Source organism: Methylobacterium sp. SyP6R (genome assembly GCF_019216885.1).
Classification (GTDB): Bacteria; Pseudomonadota; Alphaproteobacteria; order Rhizobiales; family Beijerinckiaceae; genus Methylobacterium.
Genome location: NZ_JAAQRC020000001.1, coordinates 15,211 through 31,233, shown reverse-complemented (window position 1 = coordinate 31,233; position 16,023 = coordinate 15,211). Strand labels below are relative to the sequence as shown.

The 16,023-nt window shown below is 70.1% G+C and carries 14 protein-coding genes and 1 tRNA gene; 10 read left to right on the top strand and 5 right to left on the bottom strand.

Features of this window, described 5'->3' with window-relative positions; translation table 11 throughout:
* The first annotated feature begins 183 nt into the window (after positions 1-183).
* The 6 genes from HBB12_RS00155 to HBB12_RS00130 all read left to right on the top strand — a co-directional run bounded on the left by HBB12_RS00155 (position 184) and on the right by HBB12_RS00130 (position 6,680).
* On the top strand, positions 184-3,561 hold the full coding sequence (locus tag HBB12_RS00155) for a YhdP family protein (RefSeq protein ID WP_442919334.1): 3,378 nt from the start codon (positions 184-186) through the stop codon (positions 3,559-3,561).
* 97 nt (positions 3,562-3,658) lie between these two features.
* Positions 3,659-3,733, top strand: a tRNA-Gly gene (locus tag HBB12_RS00150).
* A gap of 638 nt (positions 3,734-4,371) precedes the next feature.
* The gene (locus HBB12_RS00145; protein WP_442919213.1) at positions 4,372-4,686 is read left to right on the top strand and encodes an ArsR/SmtB family transcription factor; all 315 of its coding nucleotides are present in this window, start codon (positions 4,372-4,374) and stop codon (positions 4,684-4,686) included.
* On the top strand, positions 4,683-5,039 hold the full coding sequence (locus HBB12_RS00140) for an SRPBCC family protein (protein WP_236987485.1): 357 nt from the start codon (positions 4,683-4,685) through the stop codon (positions 5,037-5,039). Before HBB12_RS00145 ends, HBB12_RS00140 begins: the two co-directional genes overlap by 4 nt.
* Before the next feature lie 60 nt (positions 5,040-5,099).
* On the top strand, positions 5,100-5,711 hold the full coding sequence (locus HBB12_RS00135; RefSeq protein WP_236987484.1) for an ATP-dependent Clp protease proteolytic subunit: 612 nt from the start codon (positions 5,100-5,102) through the stop codon (positions 5,709-5,711).
* Between the two features lie 99 nt (positions 5,712-5,810).
* Entirely contained in the window at positions 5,811-6,680 is an 870-nt protein-coding gene (locus HBB12_RS00130) for an alpha/beta fold hydrolase (protein ID WP_236987483.1), read from the top strand.
* Between the two features lie 189 nt (positions 6,681-6,869).
* On the opposite strand, the gene aroQ is transcribed toward HBB12_RS00130, so the two are convergent.
* The 5 genes from aroQ to HBB12_RS00105 all read right to left on the bottom strand — a co-directional run bounded on the left by aroQ (position 6,870) and on the right by HBB12_RS00105 (position 11,370).
* A complete protein-coding gene (gene aroQ / locus HBB12_RS00125; protein ID WP_236987482.1) occupies positions 6,870-7,316 on the bottom strand; it encodes a type II 3-dehydroquinate dehydratase in 447 nt (148 codons plus the stop codon).
* A 21-nt stretch (positions 7,317-7,337) separates the two neighbouring features.
* Positions 7,338-8,171, bottom strand: coding sequence for a shikimate dehydrogenase family protein (locus HBB12_RS00120; protein ID WP_236987481.1), 834 nt, complete (start codon positions 8,169-8,171; stop codon positions 7,338-7,340).
* Between the two features lie 155 nt (positions 8,172-8,326).
* On the bottom strand, positions 8,327-9,688 hold the full coding sequence (locus HBB12_RS00115) for an MFS transporter (RefSeq protein WP_236987480.1): 1,362 nt from the start codon (positions 9,686-9,688) through the stop codon (positions 8,327-8,329).
* Between the two features lie 144 nt (positions 9,689-9,832).
* Positions 9,833-10,642 carry a sugar phosphate isomerase/epimerase family protein gene (locus HBB12_RS00110; protein WP_236987479.1) on the bottom strand — a complete coding sequence of 270 codons (810 nt, stop codon included), beginning with the start codon at positions 10,640-10,642 and terminating at the stop codon, positions 9,833-9,835.
* A gap of 35 nt (positions 10,643-10,677) precedes the next feature.
* A complete protein-coding gene (locus tag HBB12_RS00105; protein ID WP_236992611.1) occupies positions 10,678-11,370 on the bottom strand; it encodes a GntR family transcriptional regulator in 693 nt (230 codons plus the stop codon).
* A 449-nt stretch (positions 11,371-11,819) separates the two neighbouring features.
* Between HBB12_RS00105 and HBB12_RS00100 the strand changes: the two genes are divergently transcribed.
* The 4 genes from HBB12_RS00100 (at position 11,820) to HBB12_RS00085 (ending at position 15,858) form a co-directional block, all read left to right on the top strand.
* Entirely contained in the window at positions 11,820-12,713 is an 894-nt protein-coding gene (locus tag HBB12_RS00100; RefSeq protein ID WP_236987478.1) for a dioxygenase family protein, read from the top strand.
* 20 nt (positions 12,714-12,733) lie between these two features.
* Positions 12,734-13,516 (top strand): 2-oxo-hept-4-ene-1,7-dioate hydratase, encoded by a 783-nt coding sequence (hpaH, locus tag HBB12_RS00095; protein ID WP_236987477.1) that lies wholly within the window; start codon positions 12,734-12,736, stop codon positions 13,514-13,516.
* A gap of 9 nt (positions 13,517-13,525) precedes the next feature.
* Positions 13,526-14,287, top strand: a complete 762-nt coding sequence (gene hpaI, locus HBB12_RS00090; protein WP_236987476.1) for a 4-hydroxy-2-oxoheptanedioate aldolase — start codon at positions 13,526-13,528, stop codon at positions 14,285-14,287.
* Positions 14,288-14,358: 71 nt separating this feature from the next.
* A complete protein-coding gene (locus tag HBB12_RS00085) occupies positions 14,359-15,858 on the top strand; it encodes a CoA-acylating methylmalonate-semialdehyde dehydrogenase (RefSeq protein WP_236987475.1) in 1,500 nt (499 codons plus the stop codon).
* The last annotated feature ends 165 nt before the right edge of the window (positions 15,859-16,023 follow it).

The window sequence follows — 16,023 nt, the reverse complement described above, 5'->3', positions numbered from 1 at the left end:
GGCGGCCTCAGGCCCCCGGAGCGCGACCCGCGCGCTCGGGGGCCTGAGGCCTCATCAAATGGCGGCGCTCGGACAGCGAGCGCCCGGAGTGGCGACGCACGCGTGACGACAGGCCGAGCGACACCAGGACCAGACCCCGTCCCGCAGCCGGACCACGCGGCCCCGGTCCCCTGCGCCGCGCGGATCAAGGCGGCGCCCCGGTCGCTGCTGCGGACCTGCGTCCGGGGCGTCCTGCTGCTCAAGCTCGCGGCCGTCATCCTGCTCGGAATCGGCCTCGGCCTGGCTTACCTGCGCCTGGCGAGCGGCCCGGTGAGCTTCGCCTGGCTCGAGCCCCGGGTGGCGGCGGGCATCGCCGAGCGCCTCGGCCCGGGCTGGAGCGTGAGCCTGCACGACAGCGCCATCGAGATCGACCGGGACGGGGCGCTGGCCCTGCGCACGGCGGGCCTCGACATCCGCAACCCCGAGGGCGACCTCGTGGTGCGGGCACCGCTCGCCGTCGTCGCCATCGACCTGTGGTCGCTGTTCGGCCTGTCGGTCCAGGCCCGCTCGGTCGAGTTCCGCGACCTGCAATTGCGGGCGCTCCTGCATCATGACGGCTCGATCGCCTTCGCGGCCTCCAACGACCCGTCCGACGCCAAACCCCACACGCCGCCGGCGGTGGTGGCCGCCCGCGGCACCGTCTCGCCGGTCTCGGCCACCGTGGCGTCGATCCTGAGCCTGGTGCTCGATCCCTCCGGCGTGATCGGCAGCCTCGATCGCGCCCGCCTGACCAATGCCCGCCTGACGCTCCTCGACGAATCGGGCGCCGAGCGCGTGGTCTTCCCGCGGGTCGACGGGCTGTTCAACCGCGATGCGGCGCGCCCCGCCCGGGTGTTCGAGATGCGCATCGTCGGGCCGCACGGGCCCTGGCGCTTCGGCGGCGACGTCGAGGAGGCGCCCGACGGGGGCCGCCACGGCGTGCTCACCCTCGACGACCTGCCGGTCTCCGACCTGCTGCTGCTCTCCGGCCAGTCGCGCCTGCCGCTCACCACCGACCTGAAGCTCTCCGGCCGTGCCCAGGTGGCGATGCACGGCGCGCGCCTCGACGGCATGACGATGCGGATGACCACCAGCGAGGGCAACCTGCTGATCGAGGAGAAGGACTTCAACCCGGTCACGATCGAGGCGGTGACGGTCGACGCCACCTGGGACGAGACCCGCCGCGCCCTCAAGGTCGATGCCCTCGATTATCGCGGCGCCGGCAACCGCGTGCGCCTCGCCGGCGAGTGGGTGGCGGGCCCCGACGGCGCCGGGCCGCGCTGGACGGCCGGCTTCACGGGAACCGACGCGACCTTGCGCGGCGCGGCGCCCGGCGACGCTCCCGTCAAGATCGCCAAGGTCGAGGCCCGCCTCTCCGGCCGCGACGACGGCGTGCAGGTCGACGCCCTCACCCTGTCGGGCGATGCCGTGCACGGCACCCTCAGCGGCACCCTCGGCACGAAGGCCGACGAGGGCGGCCTGACCTTGCGCATCACCGCCGACCGCACCGACGGGCGCGCGGCCTTGAGGCTCTGGCCCGAGAACGTCGCGCCGCCGATCCGCACCTACCTCGTCGACAACCTGCGCGCCGGGCGCCTCGACAGCCTCGACATCCTGGTCGACATGAGCATGGCCGAGTTCGCCGCGGCGACCCGCGGCGAGCCGATGCCCGACCAGGCGGTGCGGATCGCCTTCGGCGTGAGCGAGGGCGGGCTCACCATCTCCAACGACGCGCCGCCGCTCTCCCGCGCCCGGGTCTCGGGACTCGTCACCGGGCGCAACACCACCATCCGGGGCGCCAATGCCGAGATCCGGATGCCGGACGGGCGGGCGCTCGCCCTCCAGGACGGTTCCTTCGTCATCAAGGACGCGGTGCCGAACGCCGTGACGGCGCAGATCGGGCTTCGCCTCACCGGCGGCGCCGACGCCCTGGCCTCGCTCATGCAAGCCAAGCTCTTCCGCTCGCTGTCCGGCACCGAACTCGATCCGGCGACCCTGCGCGGCCAGGCCGATCTGCGCATCGACTTCCCGCTCTCCCTCGAGGCGGTGCCCGACATCGCCGACCTGCCGGTGGTGATGAGCGGGACGCTGACCGACATCGCGGCCGAGCGCCTGGTCGGCAAGGAGAAGCTCGAGAACGGCCGCTTCGCGCTCGCCTACGACCGCAACGGCTTCAGCCTGAAGGGCGACGGGCGGCTCGCCGGCGCCCCGCTCACCGTCGACCTGCACCAGCCGAAGGCCGGGGCGCCGGGCGAGGCCCTGGTGACCATGGCCCTCGACGACGCGGCCCGCGCCCGGAAAGGCCTGCCGACCGCGCCCCTTCTCGCCGGCCCGGTGAATGCCCGCTTCGTCGTGCCGTTCGGCCGGCCGGGCAAGGCTCCGATCCGGGTCGAGGCCGACCTGGGCAAGGCGAGCATCGACGGGCTCCTCCCGGGCTGGACCAAGGCCGCCGGCCGGCCGGGGCGCCTGACGCTCTCCCTCACCGAGACCGGCCAGGGCAGCGAGCTGCGCGACATCGCGCTCGATTCCGGCCCGGTGCAGCTGCGCGGCAGCGCCTCGCTCAATCCCGAGGGCGGCTTCGAGCGGGCCGACCTCACCAGCCTCAAGCTCTCTCCGGGCGACGACATCCGCGCCCAGGTCGAGCGCACCGGCACCGGCTACCGCATCACCGCCAAGGGCGGCGTCGCCGATGCCCGGCCCTTCCTGCGCGCGATGACCGCGCCGCCGAAGAAAGGCGGCAAGGACACGTCCGCCCGCGACATCGAGGCCGATCTCAGCTTCGCGATCCTGACCGGCTTCAACGAGGAGGCGATGACCAATGCCAGCCTGAAGCTGTCGTTGCGCGGCGACGACGTGCGCCAGGCCCGGATCCAGGGCCGCCTGCGCTCGGCCGGGGTGAGCCTGGAGGTGGCCAAGCCCGACCGGTCCAGCCCGCCGGTGCTCAACGCCGAGACCAGCGATGCCGGCGCGGCGCTCCGCTTCCTCGACATCTACAAGCGTATGCAGGGCGGGTTCCTGTCGCTGCAGATGGGCTTGAACGACGGGCCGCAATCGGGCCTGGTGCAGGTCCGCTCCTTCGCCCTGCGCAACGAGCCGGCGCTCGGCCGGATCCTGGCCCAGGGCGAGACCGAGGACCGGCGCAGCGACGCCAACGACGTCGGCTTCGACCGCCTGCGCGCCGCCTTCCAGCGCACCGGCACCCGCATCGCCTTCGCGGAGGCCGCGATCTCCGGCCCTGCGATGGGCTTCACCCTCGGCGGCTGGATCGACACGGCCAAGGACCGCACCGACGTCTCCGGCACCTTCGTGCCGCTCTACGGCCTCAACAACGTGGTGTCCCAGGTGCCGATCTTCGGCCCGCTCCTGGGTGGCGGCCACAACGAGGGCCTGTTCGGCATCAACTTCCGGGTCGCCGGCGCGATGAGCGCCCCCAACATCAGCGTCAACCCGCTCTCGGCGATCGCTCCGGGCTTCCTGCGCAAGCTCTTCGGCGCCGGCGGCGGCGACGCCAACGCTCCCCAGTCCCAGCGCATGGAACGCTGACCCGGAAGACCGACTGCCGGGCAAGCCGGCGCAGGCCTCGTGGCGCGGCATTTCGGGGTGGACAGCGCCCGGGCGACCCCGTATGACGATGACCACCGCGGGCGTAGTTCAGTGGTAGAACGTCAGCTTCCCAAGCTGAATGTCGTCGGTTCGATCCCGATCGCCCGCTCCATAGTTTTCAAGAACTTAGCTTGGGTCGGTGGTATCCGCGAGCGGATCTGTTCCACCCAGAATCCTCGTCCGTCCGGCGCCAGCACATGACCCTTGTCCGGATGGCGGGCAGAGGCGGCCTTCGTCATCGCCGATCGCGAGGGACGTGATCGGGACATCGGGCCTGCTTCGGCTGATTGGCCTCCCCCACCCATTGACGGCTCGCCTTCATCGCACCGACGCGGCGCGGCGCGCGCCCCACGGAGGACGAGGTCGCCGGCCTCGCCGTCGAATGCTGCGGATGCGCCATCGAACGCGCCAACGCTGACATGCCGGCTCCGTTCGGCCCGTGGGACGCCGCCTGCATCGAACTCGGCGCATCCGAACGCCCGTCGGCTGCCTGATTGCCGGTCGGGGGACAGCTGGGCCCGCGGGACGGTCGGTTGGCCGGTCGAACGCCTCGTCGAGGCGGAGGCCTGTATCCCGTAGCCGGATTTCCTGTGTCGAGTTCCGGCGCTCTCGCGAAGGATCGGCGGTTCCCTTCCGGAACCCGCCACGCCCGTCGACGCGCCCGTGCCGCGGACGAGGCGTCCACGTCCCGCGTTTCGCGGCAGGCGCTCCGGGCTTGCTTATGACATAAGCATCTGCTTATCTATTGCCATGGTTGAGGACGACATCTTCCGGGCCCTGGCGGACCCCACCCGACGCGCGATCTTCGAGAAGCTCGCGGGCGGGCGCATGAACGCCAGCGCGCTCCGCCAGGGCATGGCGATCAGCCAGCCGGCGATGTCCCAGCATCTCGCCGTGCTGCGGGGCGCCGGGCTCGTGCGCGAGGAGCGGCAGGGCCGTTTCGTGAACTACGACGTCGATCCGGCCGGGGTGGCGCTCATCGCGCAGTGGCTGGCGAAGTACCGCGCCTACTGGCCCGCCCGTATCGACGCGCTCAAGGCTGTGCTGAAGGAGATGGATCAATGAGTGACGCGGCGTGCGACGAGCCCGGCCCCGGCATCGAGCAGGCCTACGAGCTGAGCGAACCGCCCGCGAAGGTGTGGCGCGCGCTCAGCATCCCGGCGCTTCGGGAGCATTGGCTGCCCGGGGCGGCGCTGGCCGCGCCCGAACCGATTGCCGTCACGCCAGGGTGCGAGGTCAGCTACCGGATGCGCGAGGCCACCCCGCCGTACCTTGAGAGCACGGTGACGTTCCGCATCGCCCCGAACGGGACGGGCGGCACCTGCCTGCGCATCGTTCACGACCTGACGGATGCCCGGTTCGCGCCGCTGACGACGACCGCCGCGAACGGCAACGCCCCCGTGCTGCGCGCCGCCTGACGCGGCTCGTACCAAGGCTTACCCCATCCAAGTCCCATCCCGGAAGATCGGAGGTCGCCGATGCGCGACGCGATGCAACTCGTCCCTATGGTCGTCGAGCAGTCCAGCCGCGGGGAACGGTCCTTCGACATCTATTCCCGCCTCCTGCGTGAGCGCATCGTCTTCCTCAACGGGGAGGTGAACGACACGGTCTCGGCGCTGGTCTGCGCCCAGCTCCTGTTCCTGGAAGCGGAGAATCCGACGCGGCCGATCCACCTCTACATCAATTCGCCGGGCGGCGTCGTCACGAGCGGCTTTGCCATGTACGACACGATGCGCCACATCCGCGCTCCGGTGCATACGCTGTGCATGGGGATGGCCTACTCGATGGGCTCGTTCCTGCTCATGGCCGGCGAGCCCGGGGAGCGGGCCGTACTGCCCAATGCCAGCATCCTCGTCCACCAGCCGCTCGGGGGATACAAGGGACAGGCATCCGACATTCTCATCCACGCCCAGGAGACGCTGCGAACCAAGCAGCGCATGACGCGGCTCTATGCCGAGCATTGCGGGCGGTCCTACGAGGAGTTCGAGCGCGCCATGGACCGCGACCGCTTCATGACGGCGGAGGAGGCGCTCGACTGGGGCCTCGTCGACCGCATCCTCCCTCCCGCGCGAACGGGCGGCCTCGCGTAGGGTGCAGGGCGCACGAGGGCCGAGCCTGCGGCGAACGTCATGTTACCGAAACCCCAAGCGCGTCAGCGCGCGGACCCGACCACGTGGAGGATCGTCACGATGCTCATCTTCGTGAACGGAGTGCGACTCTTCGTGGATGTCGCCAATTTCGGCCTCGTGCCTGACGGCGACACCATGCGCGAGAAGCCGACCCTCCTCATGCTGCACGGCGGGCCGGGCTGGGATCACGTCGGCTTCAAGGAGGCATTCGCAGGCTTGAGCGATGTCGCCCAGGTGGTCTTCTGCGATCTTCGCGGCAACGGCCGCAGCGAGGGAGACGATCCAGCGACCTGGAACCTGGCGCAGTGGGCCGACGACGTGAAGGGCCTCTGCGACGCGCTCGGCATCGTCCGGCCCATCGTCTGCGGTCTCTCGTTCGGCGGCTTCGTCGCGCAAGCCTATGCCACCCGCTACCCCGACCACCCGGGCAAGCTCATCCTGCTCAGCACGGCCGCCAGGATTGACTTCCCGACGATCTTCGCCGCGTTCGAGCGTGTCGGCGGCCCGGACATCGGCGCGTTGGCCGAAAGCTACTGGATGAATCCAACCCCGGAGGGACGCGCCCGCTACATCGAGCGCTGCAGGCCGTTCTACCGGCACCGTCGTGACCGACCGCCCCCGAACCTCTCGCGCATCATCATGCGAACGGAGGTGGCACTGCACTTCAACGGGCCCCGGAACGAGCAAGGACGGTTCGACTTCCGCGATGACCTCGAAAGGTTGCGCTGCCCCGTGCTGCTGATGGCGGGTGAGCACGACCCCATCGTGCCGATACCTTTGGCCGAGGCGACAGCCGCGGCCATTCCCGCTCACCTCTTGCACTTCGAGCGTCTGGACCAGTGCGCCCACGACATTCATGGGGATGACCCGGATCGGGTGTTCGGTGCGATTCGCGACTTCATCGTCGCTCCGCACGCGCCGCCTGCTTGAGCGTCGAAAGGCGATCGGCTTGAGCATGCGAAGCGCCGCGGAGGGTGGACGGCGCTGCTCCGGGCATTCGATCGTGCCGCATCGTCTGCGACGAACCGGCAGCCCCTTCGTCGGACAATGCTCTCGCGAGAGGGTCCCCGTCCTGCGACGAAGACCCTCGATGCCGTCGGGTCCGGATGGGTCGGTGCGTCACGCCTTCGTGTCGATCAACTGCGCGACCCGGCGCAACGCCAGCAAGTATCCTTGCGTGCCGAGCCCCGCGATCACCCCGTCGGCGCGCAGCGAGACGTAGGAGTGATGGCGGAAGGCCTCGCGCTTGTGCACGTTCGAGATGTGCACCTCGATCACCGGCGCCTCGACGGTGTTGAGCGCGTCGAGGATCGCCACCGAGGTATGGGTGAAGGCCGCCGGGTTGATGACGATCCCGCCGGCGGTCTCGCGCGCCTCGTGGATCCAGTCGATGATCTCGTATTCGCGGTTCGACTGGTGGAAGCGGATCTCCAGGTCGAGCTCGCCGGCGAGCGCCCGGCACGAGGCCTCGACGTCGGCGAGCGTCTCGCTGCCGTAGATGTGCGGCTGGCGCTTGCCGAGCAGGTTCAGGTTCGGGCCGTTCAGCACGGTGACGAGGCGGCTCATGACGGGGCTCCTCCGGGATCCTCAGTACGACAGGCGGGCGACAGCCCGCAGTTCCTCGGCGGTCGTCGTGCCGAAGCCGAAGAATTCCAGGTAGGCGGGGATCTGCTCGAACAGCATGTCGGTCCCGACCTGGATCGGGCAGCCCTTCTCCAGGGCGGCGCGCAGGAACGGCGTATGCTCCTGCTTCATCACCACCTCGCCCACGAACGTGCCGGGCGCGATGCGGGTGACGTCCATCGGCAGGGGATCGCCGTCCCTCATGCCGAGCGGCGTGGCATTGACCACGACGTCGTAGCCGGCCGGGTCGTTGCTGCCGGTGACGACCTCCAGCGCCGTGTAATGCGCGCGCAGGCGTCCGGCGAGCGCCTCGGCGACGGCCGGATCGTGGTCGCAGACCCCGATCCCCGCGATGCCGGCCGCCGCCAGCGAGGCGGCGATGGCCGAGCCGACCCCGCCGCTGCCGACGACCAGGACCCGGGCGCCTGCGAGGTCGCGGCCCTTGCGCTGGACCCCGCGCACGAAGCCGGCACCGTCGAACATGTCGCCGACGAGCGTCCCGTCCGGGCGCCGCAGCACCGCGTTGCACGAGCCGGCGATCGTCGCGGTGGTGCTGACCTCGTCGAGCAGCCCGATCGTGGTGATCTTGTGCGGCATGGTGACGAGGGCGCCGCGGATGTTGGTGAGCCGGAACAGCGACCGGAACACATCCGGATAATCCTCGGCCTTGACGCCCATCGGCATCACCACGGCGTCGATCCCGCGCGATTCGAACCACGGATTGTAGATCATCGGCGCCTTGAACGACTCGGTCGGGTAGCCGAGATGGGCGATGAGGGTCGTGGTACCGCGGATCATGGTCTTGCCTCTCAGCAGGTTTCGCAAAAGCGGCCGCCGGTCTTGCGACAGAAAACTGCGAAAAATAAGAGCTTGGGCAGACTTGCGTCGGCCGCCAACGCAAGTCTGCCTTGTGGTTTGCGGGGCGGCCGGGAGGCCGCTCCCTGTTCCCGGTGCTACGCGGTCCGGACACGGACCGCGGCGGCTGCACGCCGCTTGCCGAGTTCGTTCATCGGCGTCCGATAGGTCTCGCGCGCGGTCGTGATCGAGACCGCCGCGATGGCGCAGGTGATCATGACGAAGATCGCGACGGGAACCCAGCCGTCCTGGCCCTGGCCCTGGAGGGCCGCCGCGATGCTGGGCGCGAAGCCGCCGATGGCGAAGCCGATCTGCGTGCTGATCGCCATGCCGGACAGGCGGATGCGGGTCTCGAACATCTCGGCGTAGAGGCACGGCCAGATGCCGTTCGCCGCGCTGTAGACGATGCCGGAGAGCAGGAGGCCCAGCACGTAGATCGGCGTGATGTCGGCCCGGCTGATCGCCCACAGATAGGGATAGATCAGCACGGCGCAGCCGATCGCCCCGAAGATGAAGACCGGGCGGCGGCCGATCCGATCGGCCAGCATGGCCCAGAGCGGGATCGCCGCGAGCGCGATCACGTTGGCGAGGATCAGCAGCGTCAGCATCGTCGGCCGCGGGATCTTCACCACGTTGACCGCGTAGGACAAGGTGTAGACCGCAAAGATCGTGCTCACCACGGAGATGATCGCGGCGAAGATCACCCGCACCACGTCCGGCCACTGGTTGCGGAACAGCGCCAGCACGGGGGCGGGCTCGCCCTGGTGCTGGTGCTTCTCCTCCTCGAAGGCGGGGGTCTCCGGCAGGGTGCGGCGGACCCAGAAGCCGACCGCGACGACGAGGGCGCTGAGGAAGAACGGGATGCGCCAGCCCCAGGACAGCATCTGGTCCTCGGGCATCGCCGAGACCGGCAGGAAGGCGAGCGTCGCCAGGATCAGGCCGGCCTGGGTGCCGCTCAAGGTGAAGCTGGTGAAGAAGGCGCGGCGGTGGGGTGGCGCGTGCTCCAGCGTCATCGAGCTGGCGCCGGCCTGCTCGCCGGCGGCCGAGACGCCTTGCAGCAGGCGCGCGATGACGAGCAGGATCGGCGCCAGGATGTCGGCCTGGCCGTAGGTCGGCAGGCAGCCGATCATGAAGGTCGAGAAGCCCATCAGGAGCAGCGTGAAGGTCAGCACCTTCTTGCGGCCGAAGCGGTCGCCGATATGGCCGAGCGCCACCGCGCCGAGGGGCCGGGTGATGTAGGCGACGCCGAAGGTCGCGAACGAGGCGATCGCCGCCGCCTGCGGGTTGTCGGGCGCGAAGAACAGCTTCGGGAAGATCAAAGCCGCGGCGGTGCCGTAGATGAAGAAGTCGTAGTATTCGACCGCGCTGCCGATCCAGCTCGCGAGCGCGGCCTTCTTCGGCTCGTGCGCGCCGGACGGTTCGTGCCCGGCAGTTTTTAATGAATTGCCCTGTATCGTCATGGTGGTTCCTCCCTCGTCAAGGCGCGCTGATCGTCGGCCTGGATCGGCAGGCTCCGGCGCATCGTTCGTGTTTTCTCGAGACCGGCGTGGCGTCCCGGATGCCGGCCAGGTCCGTGCGGATCGTAGCCGCGCCCGTACGGCGTTTCAGCCGGCGAGCACGCGCCGGGCCGCGGCCAGGTTCGTCCGCACGTGGTCCTCGGGCGTGGTGGTGCCGGTGACCGGCACCTCGATCGAGAGGGCGGTCGTGGGCGGCAGGGCCGCGACCAGCGCCTGCAGCGGCAGCGCCCCCTCGCCCGGGGGCAGGCGCCCCGCCCTGGCTTCCTGGATGATCGCCTCCGTCGAGTCCGGCGCCTGCGCCGGCGCGTCGCAGAGCTGCGCGTGGCGGATGAGGTGAGGCGGCACGGCGCGCACGTCCTCGGGCGACCCGCCGGTCCGGGCGAGGTGGAGCGCGTCGACGAGGACGCCGCCGTTCGGCCGGCCGGCGGCCTCGACCACCCGGACGGCGTCGGGCAGGCTGGCGACCCGGCGCCAGGCCATGCATTCGAGGTCGACTCCCATCCCGAACCCGGCCGCGAGATCGCAGAGTTCGGCAAAGCGCGCGACGAGGCGCGGGCGGTCGGCATCGTCGCCGCACACGCTCAGGCGCCGGGCGCCGAGCCCCGCGGCGGCCTCGAGCATGCCGGACAGCGAGGCCGGCACGAAATCCTCCCCGACGACGACGAACTCGATGTCGTAGACGCGAAGGCCCTCGTCGGCGAGCGCCCGGCGCATCGCCCGGAAGGCGTCGCTCCCGGGCGGCAGCTCGTAGAACGGAGCCCCCGGAAAGGCCGGATGGAGCCGCAGGCCCACCGAGGCGCAGCCGGTCCGGGCGGCAAGCCGGACGAGGTCGACGGGCGGCACCCCGATGCAGGTGAAGTGGGCCAGGCCGAGCGGCCAGTCGGAGGAGGCATGCATGAGGGTCGCTCGAAGGATCGGGAAGGCGCTGGCGCTTACGGGGCGAGCCTGTCGGCGAGATGCCGCTGCAGGTTGGTGCCCGTCCGGTGGATGTGCTCGCGCAAGGCGGCACAGGCGAAGTCGGCGTCGCGGGCGACCGCGCCTTGCGCGATCTCGCTATGCTCCTGGGCGACGTTGCGGTCGCCCCCGGGCGTGCGGCGCAGGAACGAGCGGCGGTAGCGGTCGTTCAGGCTCAGGAGCACGCTGCAGAAATTGAGCAGCAGCGGCATGCGGCACCCGGCGATCAGCGTGAGGTGGAACTCGCGGTGATACGCCTCCCACCGCTCCAGCGTGTCGGGCTGCTCCGGATCGCGCTCGGTCCGGTTCATGCGGTGGAGGGCGCGCATCACGTCGCCCTCCCAGTCCACGGTGCCGATCGCGATCGCCTGGCGCAGGGCCAGGATCTCGAATTCCTCGCGCAGCCGCGTGATCTCCTCGAGGTTCGCGAGCGAGACCGGCGCGACGCGATAGCCGCGATTGTCCTCGAACACCACGAGGCCGTCGGCGATCAGCCGGGCGAGCGCCTCCCGGAGCGGGCTGAGCGAGACTCCGAAGCTGCCGCGGGCACGCTCCAGGTTGATCTTGCTGCCCGCCTCGAGCTGACCGGACACGATCGCCTCGCGTAAGCGATCGACGAGCTGGCTCGCCATCGTGTTCTTGCCGTCGTCGACCAGGGCGGGGCCCGGCATGGCCAGGGCAGACTGAATGCCGTCCCGGTCACCCGCAGCGCGTCGGCTCCTGGCCTCGGTCAAGACGCTCTCCCCCGACATGTGATTTAGCGCTTCGTCGACGATTCATAGGAAAAACGATTTTATCTGTCAATCACGGCAGCGCCGTCCCTGCGGCCGGACGCCGGACCGGGTCGGGATGCGACTTGGCCCCGGAGGGAGGCCCGACCTCTCCCGATCGGTGGATGCCGGTCAGAAAACCTTTTTCAATAGGGGGGCTTACCCTTGGCTGGGACAGCCCGGGAGTGCCCAGGACGGCGGGCGCATCACGAGCACGGGTGGCGACGGGAGCGGTCCGATGCGTCGCATCCTGTGCTCTTTGGGAGCCCGAATCCCGCATCTCCACAATCGCTTCTTGACGAATAATCGATGATATGGGACCAGGGCGCAGATTCAGGGAGGCGGAAGCCATGCGTATCGAGCGTCAGCAGGACGTGACGCCTGCCGTTCTGGAGGTCATGGCGCGGACGCGCGATCCGCGCCTGCGCGAGATCATGACCTCGCTCATCACCCATCTGCACGGCTTCGTCCGCGACGTGCGCCTCACAGAGGCCGAGTTCCGCGACGCCACCGCGATCCTCAACGAGATCGGCGCGCTCGCCTCCGACACCCACAACGAGTTCGTGCTGATGGCCGGCTCGCTCGGCGTGTCCTCCCTCGTGTGCCTCCTCAACAACGGCGACCACGGCAACACCGAGACCTCGCAGTCGCTGCTCGGGCCGTTCTGGCGCCTCAACGCGCCGCGGGTCGAGAATGGCGGCACCATCGTGCGCTCCGACACGCCGGGCGACCCGCTCTTCGTCAATGCCCGGGTGATCGACGGCGAGGGACGGCCGATCGCCGGCGCCGAGGTCGATGTCTGGCACGCCTCGCCCGTTGGCCTCTACGAGAACCAGGATCCCGAGCAGGCCGAGATGAACCTGCGCGGCAAGTTCACCACCGATGACGACGGCCGGTTCTGGTTCCGCTCGGTGATGATGATCGGCTATCCGATCCCCACCGACGGGGTCGTCGGCCGGCTGCTGGCGGCGCAAGACCGCCACCCGATGCGCCCGGCCCACCTGCATGCCCTGATCTTCAAGCCGGGCTTCAAGGTGCTGATCTCGCAGGTCTACGACGCCAACGACCCGCATATCGATTCCGACGTGCAGTTCGGCGTGACCAAGGCGCTGGTCGGCGACTTCGTGCGCCACGATCGCCCGCATCCGGAGGCGGCCGATGCGACGGCGCCCTGGTACGCCCTCGACTACACCTACGTCATGGAGCCCGGCGAGGCCGTGCTGCCGCGCCCGCCGATCAAGTGAAACTCTGGAGGACACAAGCCGTGCTGAGCGACGACGACCACCGCAAGGCCGCCGAGGCCATCCTCAAGGCCGAGCGCGAGCGGGTGCCCTGCCCACAGCTCTCCAAGACCTTTCCCGGCATGGAGATCGCGGATGCCTACCGCGTCCAGGATCTCTGGGCCGAGGCCCGGATCGCCGCCGGCGCCCGGCTCGCCGGCCACAAGATCGGCCTGACCTCGCGCGCCATGCAGATGGCCTCGAAGATGACCGAGCCGGATTACGGCCGCATCCTCGACGACGCCCTGTTCAACGACGGGGCGCAAATCCGCACCGACCTGTTCATCAAGCCGCGGCTCGAAGTCGAGCTCGCCTTCATCATGGGCGAGGACCTGTCGGGCCCGGGCTGCCGGATCTACGACGTGATGCGGGCGACCGAGTTCGTGGTCCCGGCCCTCGAGATCATCGATTACCGCACCGAGGTGCCGCGGGCGATCGTCGACACCATCGCGGACAACGCCGCCTTCGGGGCGATCGTGGTCGGCGGGCGCACGATCCGTCCCTTCGACGTCGACGTGCGCTGGATCGGCGCGACCCTGTCGCAGAACGGCATCATCGAGGAATCCGGCGTCTCGGCCGCCATCATGGGCCATCCGGCCGCGGGCGTCGCCTGGCTCGTCAACAAGCTCGCGGCGGTCGATTCCGGGTTGAAGAAGGGGCAGATCGTGCTCGGCGGCTCGTTCACCCGTCCCGTCGACATCAAAAAGGGCGACGTGATCCAGGCCGATTACGGCCCGATCGGCGCCATCGGCGTCTCCTTCGTCTGAGGCTTCAAGATGATCGAGAACCGCTTCAAGCGCGCCTTGCGCGAGGGCCGCCAGCAGATCGGCCTGTGGTGCAGCCTGCCGGGCTCCTACGCGGCGGAAGCCGTGGCGGGATCGGGCTACGACTGGCTGCTCTTCGACACCGAGCACTCGCCGGGCGATCCGCTCACCGTGCTGGCCCAGCTCCAGGCCGTGGCGCCCTACGACGTCTCTGCGGTGGTGCGGCCGGCCGCCAACGACGCGGTGCTGATCAAGCGCTTCCTCGATCTCGGCGCCCAGACCCTGCTGATCCCCTACGTGCAGGATGCCGACGAGGCGCGGGCTGCGGTCGCGGCGACGCGCTATCCCCCTGAGGGCGTGCGCGGCGTGTCCGGCCTCACCCGCGCCACGCGGTTCGGGCGGGTCCCGGGCTACGCCAGGCGCGCCGCCGAGGAGATCTGCCTGCTGGTGCAGGTCGAGACGGGAGAGGCGCTCGACCGGCTGGAGGAGATCTGCGCGGTCGAGGGCGTCGACGGCGTCTTCGTCGGGCCGGCGGACCTGGCGGCGAGCCTCGGCCATGTCGGCGAGCCCGGCCACCCGGAGGTGGTCGCAGCCGTGGAGGGCGCGGTGCGCCGCATCCGGGCTTCGGGCAAGCCCGCCGGCATCCTGACCCCCGACACGGCGTTTGCGAAACGCTGCATCGAGATCGGCACCACCTTCACGGCGGTCGCCATCGACGTCGGCGTGCTCGCCCGCGGCACCGAGGCCCTGGCGCGCCAGTTCAAGGCGGGCTGAGCCCGCGCCTCGCCCCTTTTTTGCAAGGCGGGCCGCGCCCGCTCCTCTTCCTTACCAAGACAGGACGACCCATGCCGACCGAGATCACCCACTTCGTCGACGGCGCCCGCACGCCCGGCCGCAGCGGCCGCACCGCGCCCGCCTTCAACCCCGCGACCGGCGAGGAGAGCGGCCGCGTCGCCCTCGCCAGCCGCGAGGAGGTCGATGCCGCCGTGGCGAGCGCGCGGCGCGCCTTCCCGCAATGGGCCGCGACCCCGCCTTTGCGCCGCGCCCGCATCCTCAACAAGTTCCTTCGCATCCTCGAGGACCGCATCGACGAGCTCGCCGCGGTGATCACCGCCGAGCACGGCAAGGTGCTCTCCGACGCCAAGGGCGAGATCCAGCGCGGCATGGAGGTGGTCGAGTTCGCCACCGGCGCGCCGCAGCTCCTCAAGGGCGAGATCACCGAGAATGTCGGCACGCGGGTGGATTCCCATTCGCTGCGCCAGCCCCTCGGGGTCGTGGCCGGCATCACGCCGTTCAACTTCCCCGCCATGGTGCCGATGTGGATGTTCCCCGTCGCGCTGGCCTGCGGCAACTGCTTCGTGCTCAAGCCCTCCGAGCGCGATCCCTCCGCCTCGCTGATCATGGCCGAGTGGCTGAAGGAAGCGGGGCTGCCCAACGGCGTGTTCCAGGTGATCCAGGGCGACAAGGAGGCGGTCGACGCCCTCCTGTACAACCCCGACATCCAGGCGGTGTCCTTCGTCGGCTCGACCCCGATCGCCAAGTACATCTACGAGACGGCGGCGCGCACCGGTAAGCGGGCGCAATGCCTCGGCGGGGCCAAGAACCACATGGTGGTGATGCCCGACGCCGACCTGGACCAGGCGGTCGACGCCCTGATGGGCGCCGCCTACGGCTCGGCCGGCGAGCGCTGCATGGCGATCTCGGTGGCGGTGCCGATCGGCGAGGAGACCGCCGACCGGCTGATGGAGAAGCTGATCCCGAAGGTGCGGGCGCTGAAGGTCGGGCCCGGCACCGATCCGGAGGCCGAGATGGGCCCGCTGGTCACCGCGCAGCACCGCGACAAGGTGAAGGGCTACATCGACCGCGGCGTCGCCGAGGGTGCCGATCTGGTGGTCGACGGCCGCGGCCTGACGCTCCAGGGCTACGAGAACGGCTACTTCGTCGGCGGCACCCTGTTCGACCGGGTCACGCCCGACATGACGATCTACAAGGAGGAGATCTTCGGGCCGGTGCTGGCCGTCGCCCGCGCGCCGGACTACGCGACCGCCGCGCAGATGATCAACGAGCACGAATTCGGCAACGGCACGGCGATCTTCACCCGGGACGGCGACGCGGCGCGGGAATTCGCCCACCAGATCCAGGTCGGGATGGTCGGCATCAACGTGCCGATCCCGGTGCCGATGGCGTTCCACTCCTTCGGCGGCTGGAAGGCCTCGCTGTTCGGCGACCACCACATGCACGGACCGGAGGGCGTGCGCTTCTACACCCGGCTCAAGACCATCACGACCCGCTGGCCCACCGGCATCCGCGCCGGCGCCGAGTTCGTGATGCCGACGATGAAGTAACGGCGGCGGCGGCGAGGGAGACGGCGACAGCCCGGGCTCTTACTCGCCGCCTCCCGGCCGGACGCCCCGCGCAACCTGGATGCCCGGCATGGGCCGCTTCGGCAGCATCCTCGGCGCCGATATCGGGCGACGTGCTCCTGGGGCTCGTCTGGAAAATCCAGGCCA